This window comes from Pseudomonas turukhanskensis (genome assembly GCF_027922365.1).
In the GTDB taxonomy this organism is placed as follows: domain Bacteria; phylum Pseudomonadota; class Gammaproteobacteria; order Pseudomonadales; family Pseudomonadaceae; genus Aquipseudomonas; species Aquipseudomonas turukhanskensis.
In genome coordinates, this window is record NZ_BSFN01000006.1 from 58,290 (window position 1) to 76,070 (window position 17,781).

General features: G+C 60.3%; 14 protein-coding genes and 1 pseudogene. 12 read left to right on the forward strand and 3 right to left on the reverse strand.

Going from position 1 to position 17,781, the window contains the following annotated elements:
* Positions 1-23: 23 nt before the first annotated feature.
* Positions 24-731, reverse strand: a complete 708-nt coding sequence (locus PKE98_RS12315) for a 4'-phosphopantetheinyl transferase family protein (protein WP_271195589.1) — start codon at positions 729-731, stop codon at positions 24-26.
* A 381-nt stretch (positions 732-1,112) separates the two neighbouring features.
* Between PKE98_RS12315 and PKE98_RS12320 the strand changes: the two genes are divergently transcribed.
* From PKE98_RS12320 to arfB, 5 genes and pseudogenes are all read left to right on the forward strand, one after another.
* Positions 1,113-1,340, forward strand: a complete 228-nt coding sequence (locus PKE98_RS12320; RefSeq protein ID WP_271195590.1) for a DUF3820 family protein — start codon at positions 1,113-1,115, stop codon at positions 1,338-1,340.
* A gap of 130 nt (positions 1,341-1,470) precedes the next feature.
* A pseudogene (locus tag PKE98_RS12325) lies at positions 1,471-3,893 on the forward strand (EAL domain-containing protein).
* 366 nt (positions 3,894-4,259) lie between these two features.
* Positions 4,260-5,357, forward strand: coding sequence for a 4-hydroxyphenylpyruvate dioxygenase (hppD, locus tag PKE98_RS12330; RefSeq protein WP_271195591.1), 1,098 nt, complete (start codon positions 4,260-4,262; stop codon positions 5,355-5,357).
* Between the two features lie 292 nt (positions 5,358-5,649).
* Complete coding sequence (locus PKE98_RS12340; protein ID WP_271195592.1) at positions 5,650-7,032, forward strand: amino acid permease; 1,383 nt, start codon at positions 5,650-5,652, stop codon at positions 7,030-7,032.
* Between the two features lie 26 nt (positions 7,033-7,058).
* A complete protein-coding gene (gene arfB, locus PKE98_RS12345) occupies positions 7,059-7,472 on the forward strand; it encodes an alternative ribosome rescue aminoacyl-tRNA hydrolase ArfB (protein ID WP_271195593.1) in 414 nt (137 codons plus the stop codon).
* Positions 7,473-7,560: 88 nt separating this feature from the next.
* Here the strand turns inward: arfB and PKE98_RS12350 are convergent, their stop codons facing one another.
* Both PKE98_RS12350 and phhA read right to left on the reverse strand, forming a co-directional pair.
* The gene (locus tag PKE98_RS12350) at positions 7,561-7,902 is read right to left on the reverse strand and encodes a 4a-hydroxytetrahydrobiopterin dehydratase (protein WP_271195594.1); all 342 of its coding nucleotides are present in this window, start codon (positions 7,900-7,902) and stop codon (positions 7,561-7,563) included.
* Positions 7,903-7,923: 21 nt separating this feature from the next.
* Positions 7,924-8,709 carry a phenylalanine 4-monooxygenase gene (gene phhA / locus PKE98_RS12355; RefSeq protein WP_271195595.1) on the reverse strand — a complete coding sequence of 262 codons (786 nt, stop codon included), beginning with the start codon at positions 8,707-8,709 and terminating at the stop codon, positions 7,924-7,926.
* A gap of 251 nt (positions 8,710-8,960) precedes the next feature.
* Here phhA and PKE98_RS12360 point away from each other — a divergent pair, with 251 nt between their 5' ends.
* The 7 genes from PKE98_RS12360 to argR all read left to right on the forward strand — a co-directional run bounded on the left by PKE98_RS12360 (position 8,961) and on the right by argR (position 17,700).
* Positions 8,961-10,514 (forward strand): sigma-54-dependent transcriptional regulator, encoded by a 1,554-nt coding sequence (locus tag PKE98_RS12360; RefSeq protein WP_271195596.1) that lies wholly within the window; start codon positions 8,961-8,963, stop codon positions 10,512-10,514.
* A 476-nt stretch (positions 10,515-10,990) separates the two neighbouring features.
* A complete protein-coding gene (gene acs / locus PKE98_RS12365) occupies positions 10,991-12,952 on the forward strand; it encodes an acetate--CoA ligase (RefSeq protein ID WP_271195597.1) in 1,962 nt (653 codons plus the stop codon).
* Between the two features lie 571 nt (positions 12,953-13,523).
* The gene (gene aotJ, locus PKE98_RS12370) at positions 13,524-14,303 is read left to right on the forward strand and encodes an L-arginine-binding protein AotJ (protein ID WP_271195598.1); all 780 of its coding nucleotides are present in this window, start codon (positions 13,524-13,526) and stop codon (positions 14,301-14,303) included.
* A 116-nt stretch (positions 14,304-14,419) separates the two neighbouring features.
* Positions 14,420-15,109, forward strand: a complete 690-nt coding sequence (locus tag PKE98_RS12375; protein ID WP_271195599.1) for an ABC transporter permease — start codon at positions 14,420-14,422, stop codon at positions 15,107-15,109.
* Positions 15,106-15,804, forward strand: a complete 699-nt coding sequence (locus PKE98_RS12380) for an ABC transporter permease (RefSeq protein WP_271195600.1) — start codon at positions 15,106-15,108, stop codon at positions 15,802-15,804. Before PKE98_RS12375 ends, PKE98_RS12380 begins: the two co-directional genes overlap by 4 nt.
* 61 nt (positions 15,805-15,865) lie before the next feature.
* Positions 15,866-16,630: an ABC transporter ATP-binding protein gene (locus PKE98_RS12385; protein ID WP_271195601.1), complete on the forward strand. Its 765-nt coding sequence runs from the start codon at positions 15,866-15,868 to the stop codon at positions 16,628-16,630.
* Positions 16,631-16,719: 89 nt separating this feature from the next.
* Positions 16,720-17,700, forward strand: a complete 981-nt coding sequence (argR, locus tag PKE98_RS12390) for a transcriptional regulator ArgR (RefSeq protein ID WP_271195602.1) — start codon at positions 16,720-16,722, stop codon at positions 17,698-17,700.
* The last annotated feature ends 81 nt before the right edge of the window (positions 17,701-17,781 follow it).

Here is a 17,781-nt window from a genome sequence, read left to right on the forward strand (position 1 = left end):
GATATCGCTTTGCGATATTCGCCCTACGCGACGGCGATCAGGCTTAGCAAACGCCCATCAAATTGTCCGAACTGCCCCTCAAGTTCACTGCCGCTTTTCCACTCAGCCGACAAGTCGGTCAACAACCGCAGCCGCGCCGTGCCGTCCGTGCTCCACTCCAACACTTCGGCATGCTCGAAATAGAAGCGCTTGAGCGTCAGCGGGTACAGCGCTTTGAACAGGCTTTCCTTCAGCGAAAACGTCAGCGTCACCAGCAGCGCCAGTTGCTCCAGGTCCAGCAGGCTGGCGCGGCGCAGCTCCACGGGAGTGAGAATTTCCCCTTGCAGGCGCTTGGCGCGGTCGGTGCTCAGCAGGTTTTCCACGTCCAGCCCCAGGCCGCGCCAGTCGCCGCTGTTGGCCACAATCGCCGCCGCCCAGTTTTTGCCGTGGGTAATGGAGCCGCTGATACCGGCTGGCCATTGCGGCGCACGGTCGGCGCCGACGGCGGGCACTACATCGCCGCCGTTCAACCGCCTCAGTGCTTCGCGCGCACACACGCGGCCGGCGAGAAACTCGGCCTGGCGCTTGGCCACGCCATGGGCGGGCGCAATCTGGCTGCGTTGAAAGTCATCAGGCGCCAGCTGGGCCGGGTTGAACTCAGTGCTGATAAAGCGGGTATTGGCCAGCGGCTGCGGCAAAGGCCAGTGATCGGAGAGCGGGGTGCAGCAGGCGGGGAGAGGATAAGTTAGCATGGCGGCATTCTGCCGCGTCGGCGCACGGGGGGCCAGCGGGTGTTGGCGTTTACATTTCTTTTCATAACGGCAACAAAGCGACACGGATTGTGTCGGCCATATTTGCCAGACTGCCGCCGCGTTTCTTCGGAACGCAGGTGAGGTTGTAGTTTGGTGGCGCCGCTTCGAGGTGTGTGGCACCAGACCTTAGTCACTGATTTAAGTGCGGGAGCCCGTTTGGGCTCCCGTTTTTTTTGCGCGGATACATTACCTTTTCCAGGAATCGAGGCTAAAGCCTCTCCTACAGATACCTCCATCCGTGCAGGAGAGGCTTCAGCCTCGAGTTTTTGACCCTGATCTCTTACCCTACGGCCTTGCCAAGCAATTGCCCCAAGGCCTGCCATGAAACCCGAAGACCTTCTGCTGCTAGTCACCCGCGAGATGCCCTATGGCAAGTACAAGGGCCGGCTGATTGCGGATTTGCCAGGGCCTTACCTCAATTGGTTTGCCCGCGAAGGTTTTCCCAAGGGCGAGATCGGTCAGCTGCTGCAACTGATGCAGGAGATCGACCACAACGGGCTCGGTGAACTGCTCACGCCGCTGCGCAAGAAACCGCCGGTACGCCGCTGACCACGCGCCTTGCGCAACTTTCCCGGTTTGCTTCTATGCTGCAAAAACTGCCTCGCCTATGCGGGCGGTTGGGGGACACGCGAGCGCTTGAAGCGCTTTCGCTTCATAAGGATTGTGCGGGGCACTTCGAATGCGGGACAAACGTCGCCTGTTCGTGTTGGTGTGGCCTTTTATCGCCATTGTCGTGCTGCAGGCGCTGCTGGCGGGCATCAGCCTGGAAGTGCTGTCTTCGGTGCGTGCCTATGTGACGGGTGAAAGCCTGTGGTCCAAGGGCCAGAAGGACGCCATCTCCTACCTGCATCTATACGCCGACACCCTGGATGAAGCCGATTACCGCGCTTACCAGAATGCCATCGCCATTCCCCTGGGCGACCATGCCGCACGCCTGGCCATGGACCTACCCAACCCCGATTACCGCGCCGCCTATGAAGGTTTTTTACGCGGCGGCACGCACCCGCAGGACATTCCCGGGCTGATCTGGCTGTACCGCGATTTCGGCGAATTCAGTTACCTCAAACGCGCCATCGGCCATTGGCAGGTGGGCGACCAGTTTGTGCTGGCGCTCGAAGACCTGGCCAACCAGATGCACCAGCGCATTGGCAGCGGCAAGGCCACGGCGGCAGAACTGGAGGCGTGGAAGCAGCAGATTTACACCATCAATGTGCAGGTCACCCCGGTGGAAAAAGCCTTCTCCGACACCCTGGGCGAGGGCTCGCGTTTTATCCAGCGTCTGCTGCTCGGTGCCAATGTGCTGGCGGCGGTAGTGCTGATCGGGCTGGCTACCTTACGTACGTTAAAGCTGGTGCAGCAGCGCGAAGCGTTTGACCTCGCGCTGCGGGCGGAGAAAGAACGCGCGCAGACCACGCTGGCCTCGATTGGCGATGCCGTGATTCGTACCGACAGCCAGGGCCGCGTGGAATACCTCAACCCGGCCGCCGAGGACCTGATTCTGTGCCGCTTCGACCACGCCCGCGGGCGCTCGCTCGCCGCGTTGTTTCACCTGCAAGACAGCGACAGCCAATTGCCCGACGCGTCGTTGGTGGAGCGCATTCTGGCCGGCGAAATCGGTGGCAGTGCCCACGCCCAGCAGGTGGTGCGCCTGGACGGCAGCAAGGTGGCCGTGGCCCTGGTGGGCGCGCCGATTCGCATTGCCGGGCGAGTGGCCGGCGCGGTGCTGGTGTTGCACGACATGACCCGCGAGCGCCAGTACATCGACACCTTGTCGTGGCAGGCCTCCCATGATGCCTTGACCGGCCTGGTCAACCGCCGCGAGTTCGAGCAGCGCCTGGAAAGTGCGCTGGCCCGGCTGGACACCCATCCCGGCCAACACGCCTTGATGTTTCTGGACCTCGACCAATTCAAGGTGGTGAATGACACGTGCGGGCATGCGGCGGGCGATCAGTTGCTACGGCAGATTTGCGTTTTGCTGCAAGAGCACCTGCGCGACGGCGATACCCTGGCGCGCCTGGGCGGAGACGAATTTGGCATCCTGCTGGAAAACTGCCCGGCGGCCCCCGCTGCGCGCATTGCCGAGTTGCTGCGCCTGACGGTGCAAGAGCTGCATTTCGCTTGGGATGGGCGCAATTTCAACATTGGCGTAAGCATCGGGCTGGTGAGCCTGGCGCAGTCGCGCACGAGCCTGGCCGAGGCCCTGCGCTCGGCCGATATGGCCTGCTACATGGCCAAGGAAAAAGGCCGCAACCGTGTGCAGGTGTACCAGAGCGACGACTCGGAAATGTCCAACCGCTTCGGTGAAATGGCCTGGGTGCAACGGATACACGCCGCCCTGGAAGAGGACGTTTCTGCCTCTACTACCAGCAGATCGCCCCGGTAGCCGCTGCGCACGGGCAGGGCGCACACCTGGAACTGCTGCTGCGCCTGCGCGACGAAGACGGCCAACTGGTGCCGCCCATTCGCTTTATTCCCGCTGCCGAACGTTACGGCCTGATGCCGCTGATTGACCGCTGGGTGGTCAGCCATGCCTTCAGCGTATTGGCCCAGCGCCAGGCCGCCGCTGACAGCGACCCGATTGCCACCTGCGCCATCAACTTGTCGGGCCCGACCTTTGGCGACCAGGCGTTTCTGGGTTTTCTGCGCGAGCAGTTCGCCCGTTTTAATATCCCGCCACAGCAGGTGTGTTTTGAAATTACCGAAACCAGCGCGATCGCCAACCTGGGCAGCGCCATGCACTTTATTGGTGAGCTCAAGAGCCTGGGCTGCCGCTTTTCGCTCGATGACTTTGGCGCGGGCATGTCGTCATTCGGCTACCTCAAGCACCTGCCGGTGGATTACCTGAAGATTGACGGCAGTTTCGTCAAAGACATGCTCGAAGACCCGATTGACCGGGCGATGGTGGAATCCATCAATCAGATTGGCCATGTGATGGGCAAGCTCACCATCGCCGAGTTTGTGGAAACCCCGGAAATCATGCAGGCCTTGGCCGAAGTGGGAGTGGATTACGCCCAGGGGTATGCGATTGCCAGGCCGTTGCCGTTTGGTCACGAAGTGCGGTTTAGCGCGTATGGGGAGCCGGTGCCGGCAGTGTTTTTGTAGGAGCCAGCTCGCTGCTACGGGGCCGGAGTAGGTGGCAAGGAATCGGGCCGGGGTGGCAGGTTTTCGTTACGCAGGCCGCTAATTCGCGCAGGCTGCACCAACCCCCTCACCCCAACCCTCTCCCACGAGGGGAGAGGGGGGTGGACCGCACGCGCTTAGGCTCCCCTCGCCCGCTTGCGGGAGAGGGGCTGGGGGTGAGGGCAGACGTTCTGCGTAGCCGGGAATGACCGCAGCAAAACCCCCGTAACGATTAATTGCCAACCCACCTCTCACCCTCGTTTCACAAGCGGATTCCCCACCTTGCTCCCCCTACCCACACCGGTTGTTATGACCCCAACCCCCATAACAACAAACCCGGGAGGCGCCATGAACGCCGCACACGCTCTCAACACCAGCCCCATCGAAACCCACAACCCGATTGGAACCGACGGCTTCGAGTTCGTCGAATACACCGCGCCAACCCCCGAAGGCATTGAGCAGCTGCGTGAACTGTTCACCGCCATGGGCTTTACCGAAACCGCCAAGCACCGGTCCAAGGAAGTGTTTCTGTTCCAGCAGAACGACATCAACTTTGTGCTCAACGGCAGCCCCACCGGCCATGTTCGCGAGTTCGGTCTAAAACATGGCCCCAGCGCCTGCGCCATGGCCTTCCGGGTGCAGAACGCCGCGCAAGCCGCCGCCTATGTAGAGGCGCAGGGCGCGAAACTGGTGGGTAGCCACGCCAACTTTGGCGAGCTGAATATTCCGTGTGTGGAAGGCATCGGCGGCTCGCTGCTGTATTTGGTGGACCGCTACGGCGACAAGACCATCTACGACGTCGACTTCGAATACATCGACGGCCGCACCCCGCAGGACAATGCCGTCGGCCTGACTGAAATTGACCACCTGACCCACAACGTCAACCGTGGGCAGATGGATGTGTGGTCGGGCTTTTACGAGCGCATCGCCAACTTCCGCGAGATTCGCTATTTCGATATCGAGGGCAAACTCACCGGCCTGCTGTCGCGCGCCATGACCGCGCCGTGCGGCAAGATCCGTATTCCCATCAATGAGTCGGCCGACGACAAATCGCAGATCGAGGAATTTATCCGCGAGTATCACGGCGAAGGCATTCAACACATCGCCCTGGCCAGCGCCGACATCTATTCCACCGTGCGCCAGTTGCGCGCCAATGGGGTGGACTTCATGACCACGCCCGACACCTATTACGCCAAGGTCGACACGCGCGTGGCCGGCCATAGCGAACCCACCGCCGTGTTGCAGGAACTTAACCTGCTGATCGACGGGGCGCCGGACGACGACGGCATTCTGTTGCAGATTTTCACTAACACGGTGATCGGTCCTATCTTCTTTGAAATCATCCAGCGCAAGGGCAACCAGGGCTTTGGCGAGGGCAATTTCAAAGCGCTATTCGAGTCGATTGAAGAAGACCAGGTTCGTCGTGGCGTGATCAGCGCAGACTGACAACGCGCCGGGGCAGGGCGACGGCAATCGTCGCACTGCCCGTGGCGAGCGACCCGGTTAACGGGAAGCCTGCCGGGCGGCGCAGGTGTACAATGCCCGCCGTTTTAGCTGTGACCTCCTTACGTACCCACGCGTTCTCGCTGTGTTCGAGCACTGCCAGCGGCCATATCGCCAGCGCGCCCGAGCGCATCAAGGCCGTTTGCTGGCTACACCTGCCTTGCGTAATTCCGCTGCGCCACACGTGCGGCGGGTCCGATTCCGTCACAGCTAAACGCCTTACAGGTGACGTTCCATGCACGACAGTCTTGCCTCAGGCCAACTCAAACGCGGCCTGAAAAATCGCCATATCCAATTGATTGCCCTGGGCGGAGCCATCGGTACAGGCCTGTTTCTCGGCTCGGCCGGGGTGCTGAAAAGCGCCGGGCCGTCGATGATTCTGGGCTACGCCATTTGCGGCTTTATTGCCTTTCTGATCATGCGTCAACTCGGTGAAATGATCGTCGAAGAGCCGGTGGCCGGCTCCTTTAGCCATTTTGCGCACACGTACTGGGGCGGCTTTGCCGGCTTTTTGTCGGGCTGGAACTGCTGGGTTCTGTACATTCTGGTGGGCATGTCCGAGCTCACGGCGGTGGGTAAATACATTCACTACTGGTGGCCGGAGATTCCGACCTGGGTGTCGGCGGCGGTGTTTTTTGTGTTGGTTAATGCCGTGAACCTGGCCAACGTAAAGCTGTTTGGCGAGACCGAATTCTGGTTCGCCATGATCAAGGTGGTGGCCATCGTCGGCATGATCGTGCTCGGCTGCTACCTGCTGTTCAGCGGCGCTGGCGGCGAGCAGGCCACGGTCACCAACCTGTGGGCGCACGGCGGTTTCTTCCCCAACGGCATCAGCGGTCTGGTCATGGCCATGGCCTTTATCATGTTTTCGTTTGGCGGCCTGGAAATGCTCGGCTTCACCGCCGCCGAGACCGACCAACCGAAAACCGTGATCCCCAAAGCCATCAATCAGGTGATCTACCGCATCCTGATTTTCTACGTTGGCGCGCTGGTGGTGTTGCTCTCGCTAACGCCCTGGAACGTGCTGCTCGAGCATATCAACAGTGCCGGCGACCCCTACAGCGGCAGTCCGTTCGTGCAGGTGTTTTCCTTGCTGGGCAGCAACACCGCTGCGCACCTGCTCAACTTTGTGGTGCTGACGGCGGCCGTGTCGGTTTACAACGGCGGTACCTACTGCAACGGCCGCATGTTGCTGGGCCTGGCCGAGCAGGGCGATGCGCCCAAGGCGTTTGCCAAGGTGGATAAACGCGGCGTGCCGGTGAACGCGTTGCTGCTCACCGCGTTGCTAACCTTTCTGGCCGTGGTGGTGAACTACCTGGTGCCGAAAAATGCCTTGGAGCTGCTGATGTCGCTGTCGGTGGCGGCGCTGATGATCAACTGGGCCATGATCAGTTGCTCACACCTGAAATTTCGCCAGCGCATGGAGCAGCGCGGTGTGCGTACTGCCTTCCGCGCTCTCATTTTCCCTTACGGCAACTACCTGTGCCTGGCGTTTGTGCTGTTTATCCTTGGCGTGATTCTGCTGATTCCAGGCATTAACGTGGCGGTGTACGCGATTCCGGTGTGGCTGGTGATTATGTGGGCGTGCTACCGGGTGAAAGTGGCCCGGGCCCGCTAACGCCTTTTCAACGACTGGGTGCTTTCATGCTGGTGATCTCCAACAACGTCCACCTGCCCGATGCCGATATCGAGCTGAGCGCCATCCGCGCTCAGGGTGCGGGTGGGCAGAACGTCAATAAAGTCTCCAGCGCCGTGCACCTGCGCTTCGATATCAATGCTTCGTCCTTGCCGCCGTTCTACAAAGAGCGGCTTCTGGAATGGCGCGACAGTCGGATTACCAGCGATGGCGTGGTGGTGATCAAGGCCCAGCAATACCGCACCCAGGAACAGAACCGTGCCGATGCCCTTGAGCGTCTGAAAGAACTGATTCTGGCCGCCAGCAAAGTGGAAAAGAAACGCCGGCCGACCAAGCCGACCTTGGGCTCGAAGAAGCGGCGGTTGGAAGGCAAAAGCCAGCGCGGGGCGATAAAGGCCGGACGCGGCAAGGTCGATTTCTAAGCGCTTTTGTAGGGGGTGCTATGCGCACCAAGCGATAGCGGGAGAATCGCTACGGTGCGCGGAGCACACCCTCCGAGATCAAACGCCGTCAGGCGTTACGCACCTGGTCCGTGCGCGCCGCCATGATGAAGTCATTACGGTGCAGCCCTTTGATCGAATGGCTCCACCAGGTCACCGTTACCTTGCCCCATTCGGTCAACATGCCGGGGTGATGCCCTTGGGCTTCGGCGATTTCGCCCACGGCGTTGGTGAACGCCAGGGCCTGTTTGAAGTTTTTGAAGGTGTAGACCTTCTCCAGTTGCAGCACGCCGTCGCGCACTTCGATATTCCAGTCTGAAATCTCTTTGAGCAGGACCGCCAGTTCTTCTTCCGACACTTTCGGTGCATCGGCTTTGCAGGCTTCGCAGTGGGCTTGGTTCAGGGCTGTCATCGGGGCTTCCTGGTTTAAAAATTAAGCCGCTTTGGGCGGGAATTTAGGCGCATGCAAACCCAGTTGCGCAGCCTGGGCAACCATCGCCATCACATCTTGCTGGGCGAGATCGAACAGGCGCTTGAGGTCGGGCAGCACAAAGTACAGCGGTTGCAGAATGTCGATCCGGTACGGCGTACGCATGGCTTCCACCGGGTTGAAGGGCTGGTGTTCCGGCGTTTGCGACAAGCTGTAGAGGGTTTCCTTGGGCGAGGAAAGAATGCCGCCACCGTAAATCTTGCGGCCTTGCGGGGTGTCCACCAGGCCGAATTCGATGGTCATCCAGTACAGCCTGGCGAGAAACACGCGCTGCTCTTTGCTGGCAGCGAGGCCAAGCTTGCCGTAAGTGTGGGTGAATTCGGCGAACCAGGGGTTGGTCAGCAGCGGGCAGTGGCCAAACACCTCGTGAAAGATATCCGGCTCTTGCAGGTAGTCGAGTTCTTGCGGGGTGCGAATAAAGGTGGCGACGGGAAAGCGCTTGCTGGCCAGCAGCTCGAAGAAGGTTTGGAACGGAATCAGCGCCGGCACCCGCGCCACCTGCCACCCCGTGCTGGCTTGCAATACACGGTTGATATCGGCGAGTTGGGGAATGTGTTCCAGCGGCAGGGCCAGTTGCTCGATGCCGCTTAAATATTCCTCGCAGGCGCGGCATTCAATCACCTTCAACTGGCGGGTGATCAGGGTGTGCCACACCGCATGCTCAGCCTCGGGGTAATCGATAAACCCGCTGCCATCCGGTTCACGCGCCACGTAGTGCGACTGCTTCATCGCCGCCTCTCTTGAGTTGTTGTTATGTACGACTAGCAATAACCGCTGGCGTGCAGGATTTCTGCCCTGCCAGAGGCGCGCCCAAGGCCAAGCAATCGCTCATTGCGTAACGAAATACTGACGGCTGGGCGCGAAGGGCAGCGGGCGGTGTTGCTGGTGCAGTAAACCGTAAACTATCCTTTACGAAAATTGCGCCGCATCGTCAGATATTTCCCAGGCGGCGACTACAACAACAAAAAAGCGAGCCTGTCATGCGTATCAAAGTGCATTGCCAGAACCGGATCGGCATTCTGCGCGACATCCTCAACCTGCTCGTCGAGTACGGCATTAACGTGGCCCGTGGTGAAGTGGGCGGCGAGCACGGCAACGCCATCTACCTGCATTGCCCAAACCTGATCAACCTGCAGTTTCAATCGTTGCGGCCGCAGTTTGAAGCCATTGCCGGGGTGTTCGGCGTCAAGCGCGTGGGGTTGATGCCCAGCGAGCGCCGGCACCTGGAATTAAACGCGTTGCTGGGGGCATTGGAGTTTCCGGTGTTGTCCATCGACATGGCCGGCTCCATCGTCGCCGCCAACCGCGCGGCGGCGCAGTTGTTGGGGGTGCGTGTAGATGAGGTGCCCGGCCTGCCGCTGGCGCGCTATGCCGAAGACTTCGATTTGCCGGAGCTGGTGCGCGCCAATAAATCACGCATCAACGGGCTGCGGGTAAAGATCAAAGGCGATGTGTTTCTCGCTGACATCGCCCCGCTGCAAACCGAGCATGAAGAAAGCGATGCGATGGCCGGCGCGGTACTGACCCTGCACCGCGCGGACCGTGTGGGCGAGCGTATTTACCATGTGCGCAAACAGGAGCTGCGCGGCTTCGACAGCATTTTTCAGAGCTCACGGGTATTGGCGGCCGTGGTGCGCGAGGCGCGGCGGATGGCGCCGTTGGATGCGCCGCTATTGATCGAGGGCGAAACCGGCACCGGCAAGGAGTTGCTGGCCCGCGCCTGCCACCTGGCCAGCCCGCGTGGGCAGTCGCCGTTTATGGCCCTCAACTGTGCCGGGCTGCCGGAGTCCATGGCCGAAACCGAGCTGTTCGGCTATGGCCCGGGGGCCTTTGAAGGGGCACGGCCGGAAGGCAAGTTGGGGCTGCTGGAGCTGACGGCGGGCGGCACGCTGTTTCTCGACGGCGTCGGCGAAATGAGCCCGCGTTTGCAGGCCAAGCTGTTGCGCTTTCTGCAAGACGGCTGCTTTCGCCGGGTGGGCAGTGATGAAGAGGTGTACCTGGATGTGCGGGTGATTTGCGCCACGCAGGTTGACCTGTCGGAGCTGTGCGCCAAGGGTGAATTTCGCCAGGACCTGTATCACCGCCTGAATGTGCTGAGCCTGCATATTCCGCCGCTGCGCGAATGCCTGGATGGATTGATGCCGTTGGCTGAACATTTTCTGGACCAGGCCAGCCGGCAGATTGGTTGCCCATTGCCCGCGCTGGCAGCCCCGGCGTTCGAGCGGCTGAGCCACTACCATTGGCCGGGCAATGTGCGGCAGTTGGAGAACGTGTTGTTTCAGGCCGTGTCGTTGTGCGATGGGGCGCTGGTAAAGGCCGAACATATCCGTTTGCCGGATTACGGTGCGCCGCAGCCGTTGGGGGATTTTTCCCTGGAGGGCGGGCTGGACGCGATTCTCGGGCGCTTTGAGCAGGCCGTGCTGGAACGCCTGTATCAGGAACATCCCAGTAGCCGGCAGTTGGGGAAACGGTTGGGGGTTTCGCATACCACCATTGCCAACAAACTTCGGCAGTATGGGGTGGGGAAGGCGTAAACGGATGCATTAGTCGAGGCCATCGTCGCGCAATTTGGGTTGGGTCCCGCCCGGAGTCCACCCCATTATTTTGGGTCCCAGCCTGCGCTGGGACGACGGTGGTATCAGCTAAAACATCCGTCATCCCAGCGCAGACTGGGATCGAGAATCTACCGACGTACTGGTTTTCAGGCCGACGACTATTGCTGTCTTGACCTGGCATACGACTTAGGTGCAATGGCCGACCTCCCTGGGCAGGTGTTCAATACTCACGTCCTGCGTTCTGCGTGATCACAGGCAAGGTATTGCGAACGTTCCTCCCCCGGAATGATTCGACTGGGCGGCCCGATGGTCGCCTTTTTTTTGCCTGGGATTTTTCCAAAACCCATCTGCGACCATGGTCCTAAGCCGGTAAGACCATGGTCGAATGGCCCGGCGGGGAGGGGAGGGCTACAAAAGGCACCATACAAAAACAACTATTCACCGAGGTATCCCCGATGAGTGCTGCGTCACTGTATCCCGTTCGTCCCGAGGTTGCGGCCAATACCCTGACCGATGAGGCGACGTACAAGTCCATGTACCAACAGTCAGTGGTCAACCCCGACGGTTTCTGGCGTGAGCAGGCCAAACGCCTGGACTGGATCAAGCCCTTCACAGCAGTGAAACAGACCTCGTTCGACGATCACCATGTGGATATCAAATGGTTCGCCGACGGCACCCTGAACGTCTCGGCCAACTGCCTGGACCGTCACCTGGCCGAGCGCGGCGACCAACTGGCAATCATCTGGGAAGGCGACGACCCGGCCGACCACCGCGAAATTACCTACCGCCAACTGCACGAAGAAGTCTGCAAGTTCGCCAACGCGCTGCGCGGCCAGGATGTGCACCGTGGCGATGTGGTGACGATCTATATGCCGATGATTCCCGAGGCGGTGGTGGCCATGCTGGCCTGTGCCCGTATCGGTGCTATTCACTCGGTGGTGTTCGGCGGCTTCTCGCCCGAAGCCCTGGCCGGACGCATCATCGATTGCCGGTCCAAGGTGGTGATCACCGCCGATGAAGGCGTGCGCGGCGGCAAGAAAACCCCGCTCAAGGCCAACGTCGACGACGCCCTCACCAACCCGGAAACCAGCTCCATTCAGAAGGTGATCGTGTGCAAGCGCACCGGCTCGCCGATCAAATGGAACCAGCATCGCGACATCTGGTACGAAGACCTGATGAAGGTGGCCGGCACCGTCTGCGCGCCGAAAGAAATGGGCGCCGAAGAAGCGCTGTTTATCCTCTACACCTCCGGCTCCACCGGCAAACCCAAGGGTGTGCAGCACACCAGCGCCGGCTATCTGCTGTATGCCGCGCTCACCCATGAGCGGGTGTTCGACTACAAGCCTGGCGAAGTCTACTGGTGCACCGCCGACGTGGGCTGGGTGACCGGCCACAGCTACATCGTTTACGGCCCGTTGGCCAACGGCGCGACCACTTTGCTGTTCGAAGGCATTCCGAACTACCCGGACATTACCCGGGTGTCGAAAATCATCGACAAGCACAAGGTCAATATTCTCTACACCGCACCAACCGCCATTCGCGCCATGATGGCCCAGGGCAAGGCCGCCATCGAAGGCGCCGACGGCTCCAGCCTGCGCTTGCTCGGTTCGGTGGGTGAGCCGATCAATCCGGAAGCCTGGAACTGGTACTACGAAACCGTGGGCCAATCGCGCTGCCCGATCGTTGATACCTGGTGGCAAACCGAAACCGGCGGCGTACTGATCAGCCCGTTGCCAGGTGCTACGGCCCTCAAACCTGGTTCGGCTACCCGTCCGTTCTTCGGCGTGGTGCCGGCGCTGGTGGATAACCTCGGCAACCTGATCGAAGGCGCCGCCGAAGGCAACCTGGTGATTCTGGATTCCTGGCCAGGTCAGGCCCGTACCCTGTACGGCGACCACGACCGCTTTGTGGACACCTACTTCAAAACCTTCCGTGGCATGTACTTCACCGGTGACGGCGCCCGTCGCGATGAAGACGGTTACTACTGGATTACCGGCCGCGTCGACGACGTGCTCAACGTATCCGGCCATCGCATGGGCACCGCCGAAATCGAAAGCGCCATGGTGGCCCACCCGAAAGTGGCGGAAGCTGCGGTGGTCGGCATGCCGCACGACATCAAAGGGCAGGGCATCTATGTGTACGTGACGCTCAACGGCGGCGAAGAGCCGAACGAAGCGCTGCGCCAGGAGCTCAAGGCCTGGGTGCGCAAAGAGATCGGCCCGATTGCCGCGCCGGACGTCATCCAGTGGGCGCCGGGCCTGCCCAAGACCCGCTCGGGCAAGATCATGCGCCGCATCCTGCGCAAGATCGCCACGGCCGAGTACGACAGCCTGGGGGATATTTCCACCCTGGCGGACCCAGGTGTGGTGCAGCATCTGATCGATGAGCACAAGGCGATGCAGCAAGCGGTGGCTTGACGCTTAGCCGCCCCACCAAAAAAGCGCCCGCAATCATGCGGGCGTTTTTTTTGCTTTTCGTAGGGTGTGCTATGCGCACCATGGTGGCCACGCGGAGAACGCGTGGTGCGCAAAGCACACCCTACGGAGATTTATCCGCCTTTGATGGCGGCGGTAGCACCCTCGATCTGCAACGGGGCAATCGGAAACAGTACGCACGTTTGAGGGGCGTTTTTCCACCCGGCTAAAAATCCATTTTGGGTAACAACCCAGTTCTGGCAAGGCTTACTAAAAAACAGGCCCAAAACTTGCTGTAGTTTCTCGTTTACCCATCCTCTGCGCGCTGCCTGTTTTGGTGGCGCCTGTCAATAGTCTGAATCCCGCGCCAAGCCCTTTTGTAATTAGTTGTCGCATTGAAGAAATATCGGCTTTGGGGGTGTCGTTAGAATGCCGCCACCCAGACGCCGCCACTCGCGCGTCGGCCGATGAGCTTCGTCCTTTCGGGTTATCCCCCCGGCAAAGATGGCGACTCTTCCTATAATTTCACGGTCAGCCTGCCATCCAGCGCTCGACCTATTCGAAGGAGTCCACGATGAAGAAGCTCGCCCTTCTCGGCGCCCTGGCGGTGTCCCTGCTGTCGCCACTTGCCATGGCCGATGATGCCAAGCCCCTGCGTATCGGTATCGAAGCGGCTTACCCGCCCTTCGCCTTCAAAACGCCCGACGACAAGATCACCGGCTTTGACTACGACATCGGCATGGCCCTGTGCGAAGAGATGAAAGTGCAGTGCAAGTGGATCGAACAAGAGTTCGACGGCCTGATTCCGGCTCTCAAGGTGCGCAAGTTCGACGCCATTCTGTCGTCCATGTCCATCACTGACGACCGCAAGAAGTCCGTGGATTTCACCGGCAAGTACTACTCCACCCCAGCCAAGCTGGCGATGAAGGCCGGTACCGTTATCAACGACCCGCTGAGCGATCTCAAAGGCAAGAAAATCGGCGTGCAGCGTTCGTCCGTTTACGACCGTTATGCCACCGAAGTCTTCGCTCCGGCCGGCGCCGAAATCGTGCGTTACAGCTCGCAGAACGAAGTGTTCCTGGACCTGACCTCGGGCCGTCTGGACGCCACCCTGGCGGATTCGGTGAACATCGATGACGGTTTCCTGAAAACCGACGCGGGCAAAGGTTTTGCCTTCGCCGGCCCCGACTTCACCGAAGAAAAATACTTCGGCGAAGGCCAGGGTATTGCTGTGCGCAAGGGTGACAAGGCCCTGGCCGACAAGATCAGCGCTGCCATCCTGGCCATCCGCGCCAACGGCAAATACAAACAAGTGCAAGACAAGTACTTCGCCTTCGACGTTTACGGCAAGTAACTAGCACTCACTGAAAGTGGCACAGGCTCGATAACTCCGGGGATGTGCCACTTTTTATTTGGGTCGCCGATTTCCGTTGGAGCGGCACAGCACTTCTCACCTAGCGGGCTTTTCTTATGCTCAACGGCTACGGCTCGACCATTCTTGATGGCGCATGGCTGACCATTTCCCTGGCGCTGACCTCGATGGCACTGGCGATTGTGCTCGGCCTGATCGGCGCGGCGTTTCGTTTGTCGCCGATCAAGTGGCTGGCGCTGTTGGGCGAAACCTACGCCACAGTGATTCGTGGCATTCCCGACCTGGTGTTGATTCTGCTGATTTTCTACGGTGGTCAGGACGTGGTGAACCGGGTGGCGCCGCTGCTGGGTTTTGAGGACTACATCGACCTCGACCCGTTCGCCACTGGCGTATTTACCATGGGTTTTATCTTTGGGGCGTACCTGTCGGAAACTTTCCGCGGTGCCTTTATGGCAATCCCCAAAGGGCAGAGCGAAGCGGGTGCGGCCTACGGTATGAGTGGCATGCAAGTGTTCTTTCGCGTGCTGGTGCCGCAGATGATCCGTTTTGCCATCCCTGGTTTCACCAATAACTGGCTGGTGCTGGTCAAGGCCACTGCGCTGGTGTCCACGGTGAGCCTGCAGGACATGATGTTCAAGGCCAAGAACGCCGCAGATGCCACGCATCAGCCGTTCACCTTCTACCTGGTGGTGGCAGCGTTGTATCTGGCGATTACCAGTGTGTCGCTGCTGCTGTTACGGGCGTTGGAAAAACGCTATTCGGTAGGCATGAAGGTGGCTGAATTATGATTTTCGATTTCTCGCCTATCTGGGAAAACATCCACCTGTACCTGGGTGGCATCCTGATTACCCTGAAGCTGCTGGCGATTTCGCTGACGTTCGGCCTGGCAGCTGCCATTCCGCTGGGCTTGATGCGGGTGTCGAAGCAGCCGCTGGTGAATGCCATAGCCTGGCTGTACACCTATGTGATCCGCGGCACGCCGATGCTGGTGCAGCTGTTTCTCATCTATTACGGGCTGGCGCAGTTTGCCGCGGTGCGTGAAAGCATGCTGTGGCCGTACCTTTCCAATGCCACGTTCTGCGCTTGCCTGGCGTTTGCCATCAACACCAGCGCCTACAGCGCCGAGATTCTGGCCGGCAGCCTGAAGTCGATTCCCCACGGTGAAATTGAAGCAGCCAAGGCCATGGGCATGTCGCGCGCCAAGCTGTACCGCCGCATTCTGCTGCCATCGGCCCTGCGCCGGGCGCTGCCGCAGTACAGCAACGAAGTGATCATGATGCTGCACACCACGAGCCTGGCGTCCATCGTCACCCTGGTGGACATCACCGGTGCGGCAAAAACCATCAACTCGCAGTTCTATCTGGCCTTCGAGGCCTATATCACTGCCGGTGCCATTTACCTGTGCCTGACCTTCGTGCTGGTGCGCCTGTTCAAGCTGGCCGAGCGCCGCTGGCTGGCTTATCTGGCGCCACGCAAGGCCTGAGAATTTTCCGTTTTAGCAACGCCAGCTGCGGCTGAACCATTGCCTGTCGAGAACCTGAACCATGTACAAACTCGAAGTCCAAGACCTGCATAAACGCTACGGCAGCCATGAAGTGCTCAAGGGCGTGTCGCTGGCGGCCAAGGCTGGCGATGTGATCAGCATCATCGGTTCCAGTGGTTCGGGCAAAAGTACGTTTTTGCGCTGCATCAACCTGCTGGAACAGCCCCATGGCGGCAAGATTCTGCTCAACGGCGAAGAGCTGAAACTGGTGGCGAACAAGGAAGGCGCATTGAAGGCGGCCGACCCCAAGCAGTTGCAGCGTATGCGTTCGCGCCTGTCGATGGTGTTCCAGCACTTCAATCTGTGGGCGCATATGACCGCCCTGGAAAACATTATCGAAGCGCCGGTGCATGTACTGGGCGTGCCGAAAAAAGAGGCCATCGAAAAGGCCGAGCACTACCTGAACAAGGTGGGTGTGGCCCATCGCAAGGGCGCCTACCCGGCGCATATGTCCGGCGGCGAACAGCAACGCGTGGCCATTGCCCGGGCGCTGGCGATGGAGCCGGAAGTGATGCTGTTCGACGAACCGACGTCGGCGCTTGACCCGGAGTTGGTCGGCGAAGTGCTGAAAGTGATGCAGGACCTTGCCCAGGAAGGTCGCACCATGGTGGTGGTCACCCACGAGATGGGCTTTGCCCGTGAGGTCTCCAACCAGTTGGTATTCCTACACAAGGGCGTTGTGGAAGAGCGCGGGTGCCCGAAAGAAGTGCTGGTGAATCCGCAGTCCGATCGTTTGAAGCAATTTCTTTCCGGCAGCTTGAAGTAAGCTTCAGCGCGGTGAATGAACCCAAGACTGCCTAACGGGCAGCACACCTCGCATGTGAATGCATGCAAACAGAGCCTAAACTGCCAGCCATGACTGCCCACCGAATTGGTTTTCTCCTCTGGCCCAACACCAAGGCCATGACCCTGGCGCTGGCCGAAGAAGCCCTGCGTGTCGCCCAGCGGGTGCACCCGGATGTGGCTTATGAACTGGTGTTTCTGCAGGCCGAGCCCGCCGCCGAGGGCGCCTGGCGCCTGCCGGGCGAGCCGTGGGCGGGCAAGCTGGAGGGCTGTCAGAAACTGTTTTTGCTTGCCGACGAGCCGCCTGGCCATCTGGCCCCGGCGCTCTCCAGTGCATTGAAACAGGTGGTGCGGGCCGGCTGCGTGATTGGCGGTTTGTCCGCCGGTGTGTATCCCTTGGCACAGTTGGGTTTGCTCGACGGCTACCGCGCCGCCGTGCACTGGCGCTGGCAGGACGACTTCACCGAACGTTTCCCCAAAGTGATCGCCACCAGCCATCTGTTTGACTGGGACCGTGATCGCCTCAGCGCCTGTGGTGGTCTGGCAGTGCTGGATCTGCTGCTGGCGGTGTTGGCCCGCGACCATGGTGCCGAGTTGGCTGGCGCAGTATCGGAAGAGCTGGTGGTGGAGCGCATTCGTGAAGGCGGTGAGCGCCAGCGTATTCCGTTGCAAAACCGCCTGGGCTCCAGCCACCCGAAGCTGACTCAGGCCGTGCTGTTGATGGAAGCCAATATCGAAGAGCCGTTGACCACCGACGAAATTGCCCAGCACGTCTGTGTGTCGCGACGTCAGTTGGAGCGCATCTTCAAGCAATACCTCAACCGCGTTCCCAGCCAGTACTACCTGGAACTGCGTTTGAACAAAGCCCGCCAGTTGCTGATGCAAACCAGCAAATCGATCATCCAGATCGGCCTGTCCTGCGGCTTCTCCTCCGGCCCGCACTTCTCCAGCGCCTACCGCAACTTCTTCGGCGCCACCCCGCGCGAAGACCGCAACCAGCGGCGCAGCAGCAGCCCGTTCGAGTTGAGCTCCATTCCTTCCGAGCGCGGCTAAGCCGGGTCTGTGCGGACGTAGGGCGAATATCCGCAAAGCGGATATCCGCCTATTCGCCGATCGTGAAGCTGCGGATATCGC

What these genes read in the sequence shown, in the direction of transcription:
- PKE98_RS12315 (WP_271195589.1), bottom strand. Translation starts at nt 731, where the DNA reads ATGCTAACTTATCCTCTCCCCGCCTGCTGCACCCCGCTCTCCGATCAC.
- PKE98_RS12320 (WP_271195590.1), top strand. Translation starts at nt 1,113, where the DNA reads ATGAAACCCGAAGACCTTCTGCTGCTAGTCACCCGCGAGATGCCCTAT.
- hppD (WP_271195591.1), top strand. Translation starts at nt 4,260, where the DNA reads ATGAACGCCGCACACGCTCTCAACACCAGCCCCATCGAAACCCACAAC.
- PKE98_RS12340 (WP_271195592.1), top strand. Translation starts at nt 5,650, where the DNA reads ATGCACGACAGTCTTGCCTCAGGCCAACTCAAACGCGGCCTGAAAAAT.
- arfB (WP_271195593.1), top strand. Translation starts at nt 7,059, where the DNA reads ATGCTGGTGATCTCCAACAACGTCCACCTGCCCGATGCCGATATCGAG.
- PKE98_RS12350 (WP_271195594.1), bottom strand. Translation starts at nt 7,902, where the DNA reads ATGACAGCCCTGAACCAAGCCCACTGCGAAGCCTGCAAAGCCGATGCA.
- phhA (WP_271195595.1), bottom strand. Translation starts at nt 8,709, where the DNA reads ATGAAGCAGTCGCACTACGTGGCGCGTGAACCGGATGGCAGCGGGTTT.
- PKE98_RS12360 (WP_271195596.1), top strand. Translation starts at nt 8,961, where the DNA reads ATGCGTATCAAAGTGCATTGCCAGAACCGGATCGGCATTCTGCGCGAC.
- acs (WP_271195597.1), top strand. Translation starts at nt 10,991, where the DNA reads ATGAGTGCTGCGTCACTGTATCCCGTTCGTCCCGAGGTTGCGGCCAAT.
- aotJ (WP_271195598.1), top strand. Translation starts at nt 13,524, where the DNA reads ATGAAGAAGCTCGCCCTTCTCGGCGCCCTGGCGGTGTCCCTGCTGTCG.
- PKE98_RS12375 (WP_271195599.1), top strand. Translation starts at nt 14,420, where the DNA reads ATGCTCAACGGCTACGGCTCGACCATTCTTGATGGCGCATGGCTGACC.
- PKE98_RS12380 (WP_271195600.1), top strand. Translation starts at nt 15,106, where the DNA reads ATGATTTTCGATTTCTCGCCTATCTGGGAAAACATCCACCTGTACCTG.
- PKE98_RS12385 (WP_271195601.1), top strand. Translation starts at nt 15,866, where the DNA reads ATGTACAAACTCGAAGTCCAAGACCTGCATAAACGCTACGGCAGCCAT.
- argR (WP_271195602.1), top strand. Translation starts at nt 16,720, where the DNA reads ATGACTGCCCACCGAATTGGTTTTCTCCTCTGGCCCAACACCAAGGCC.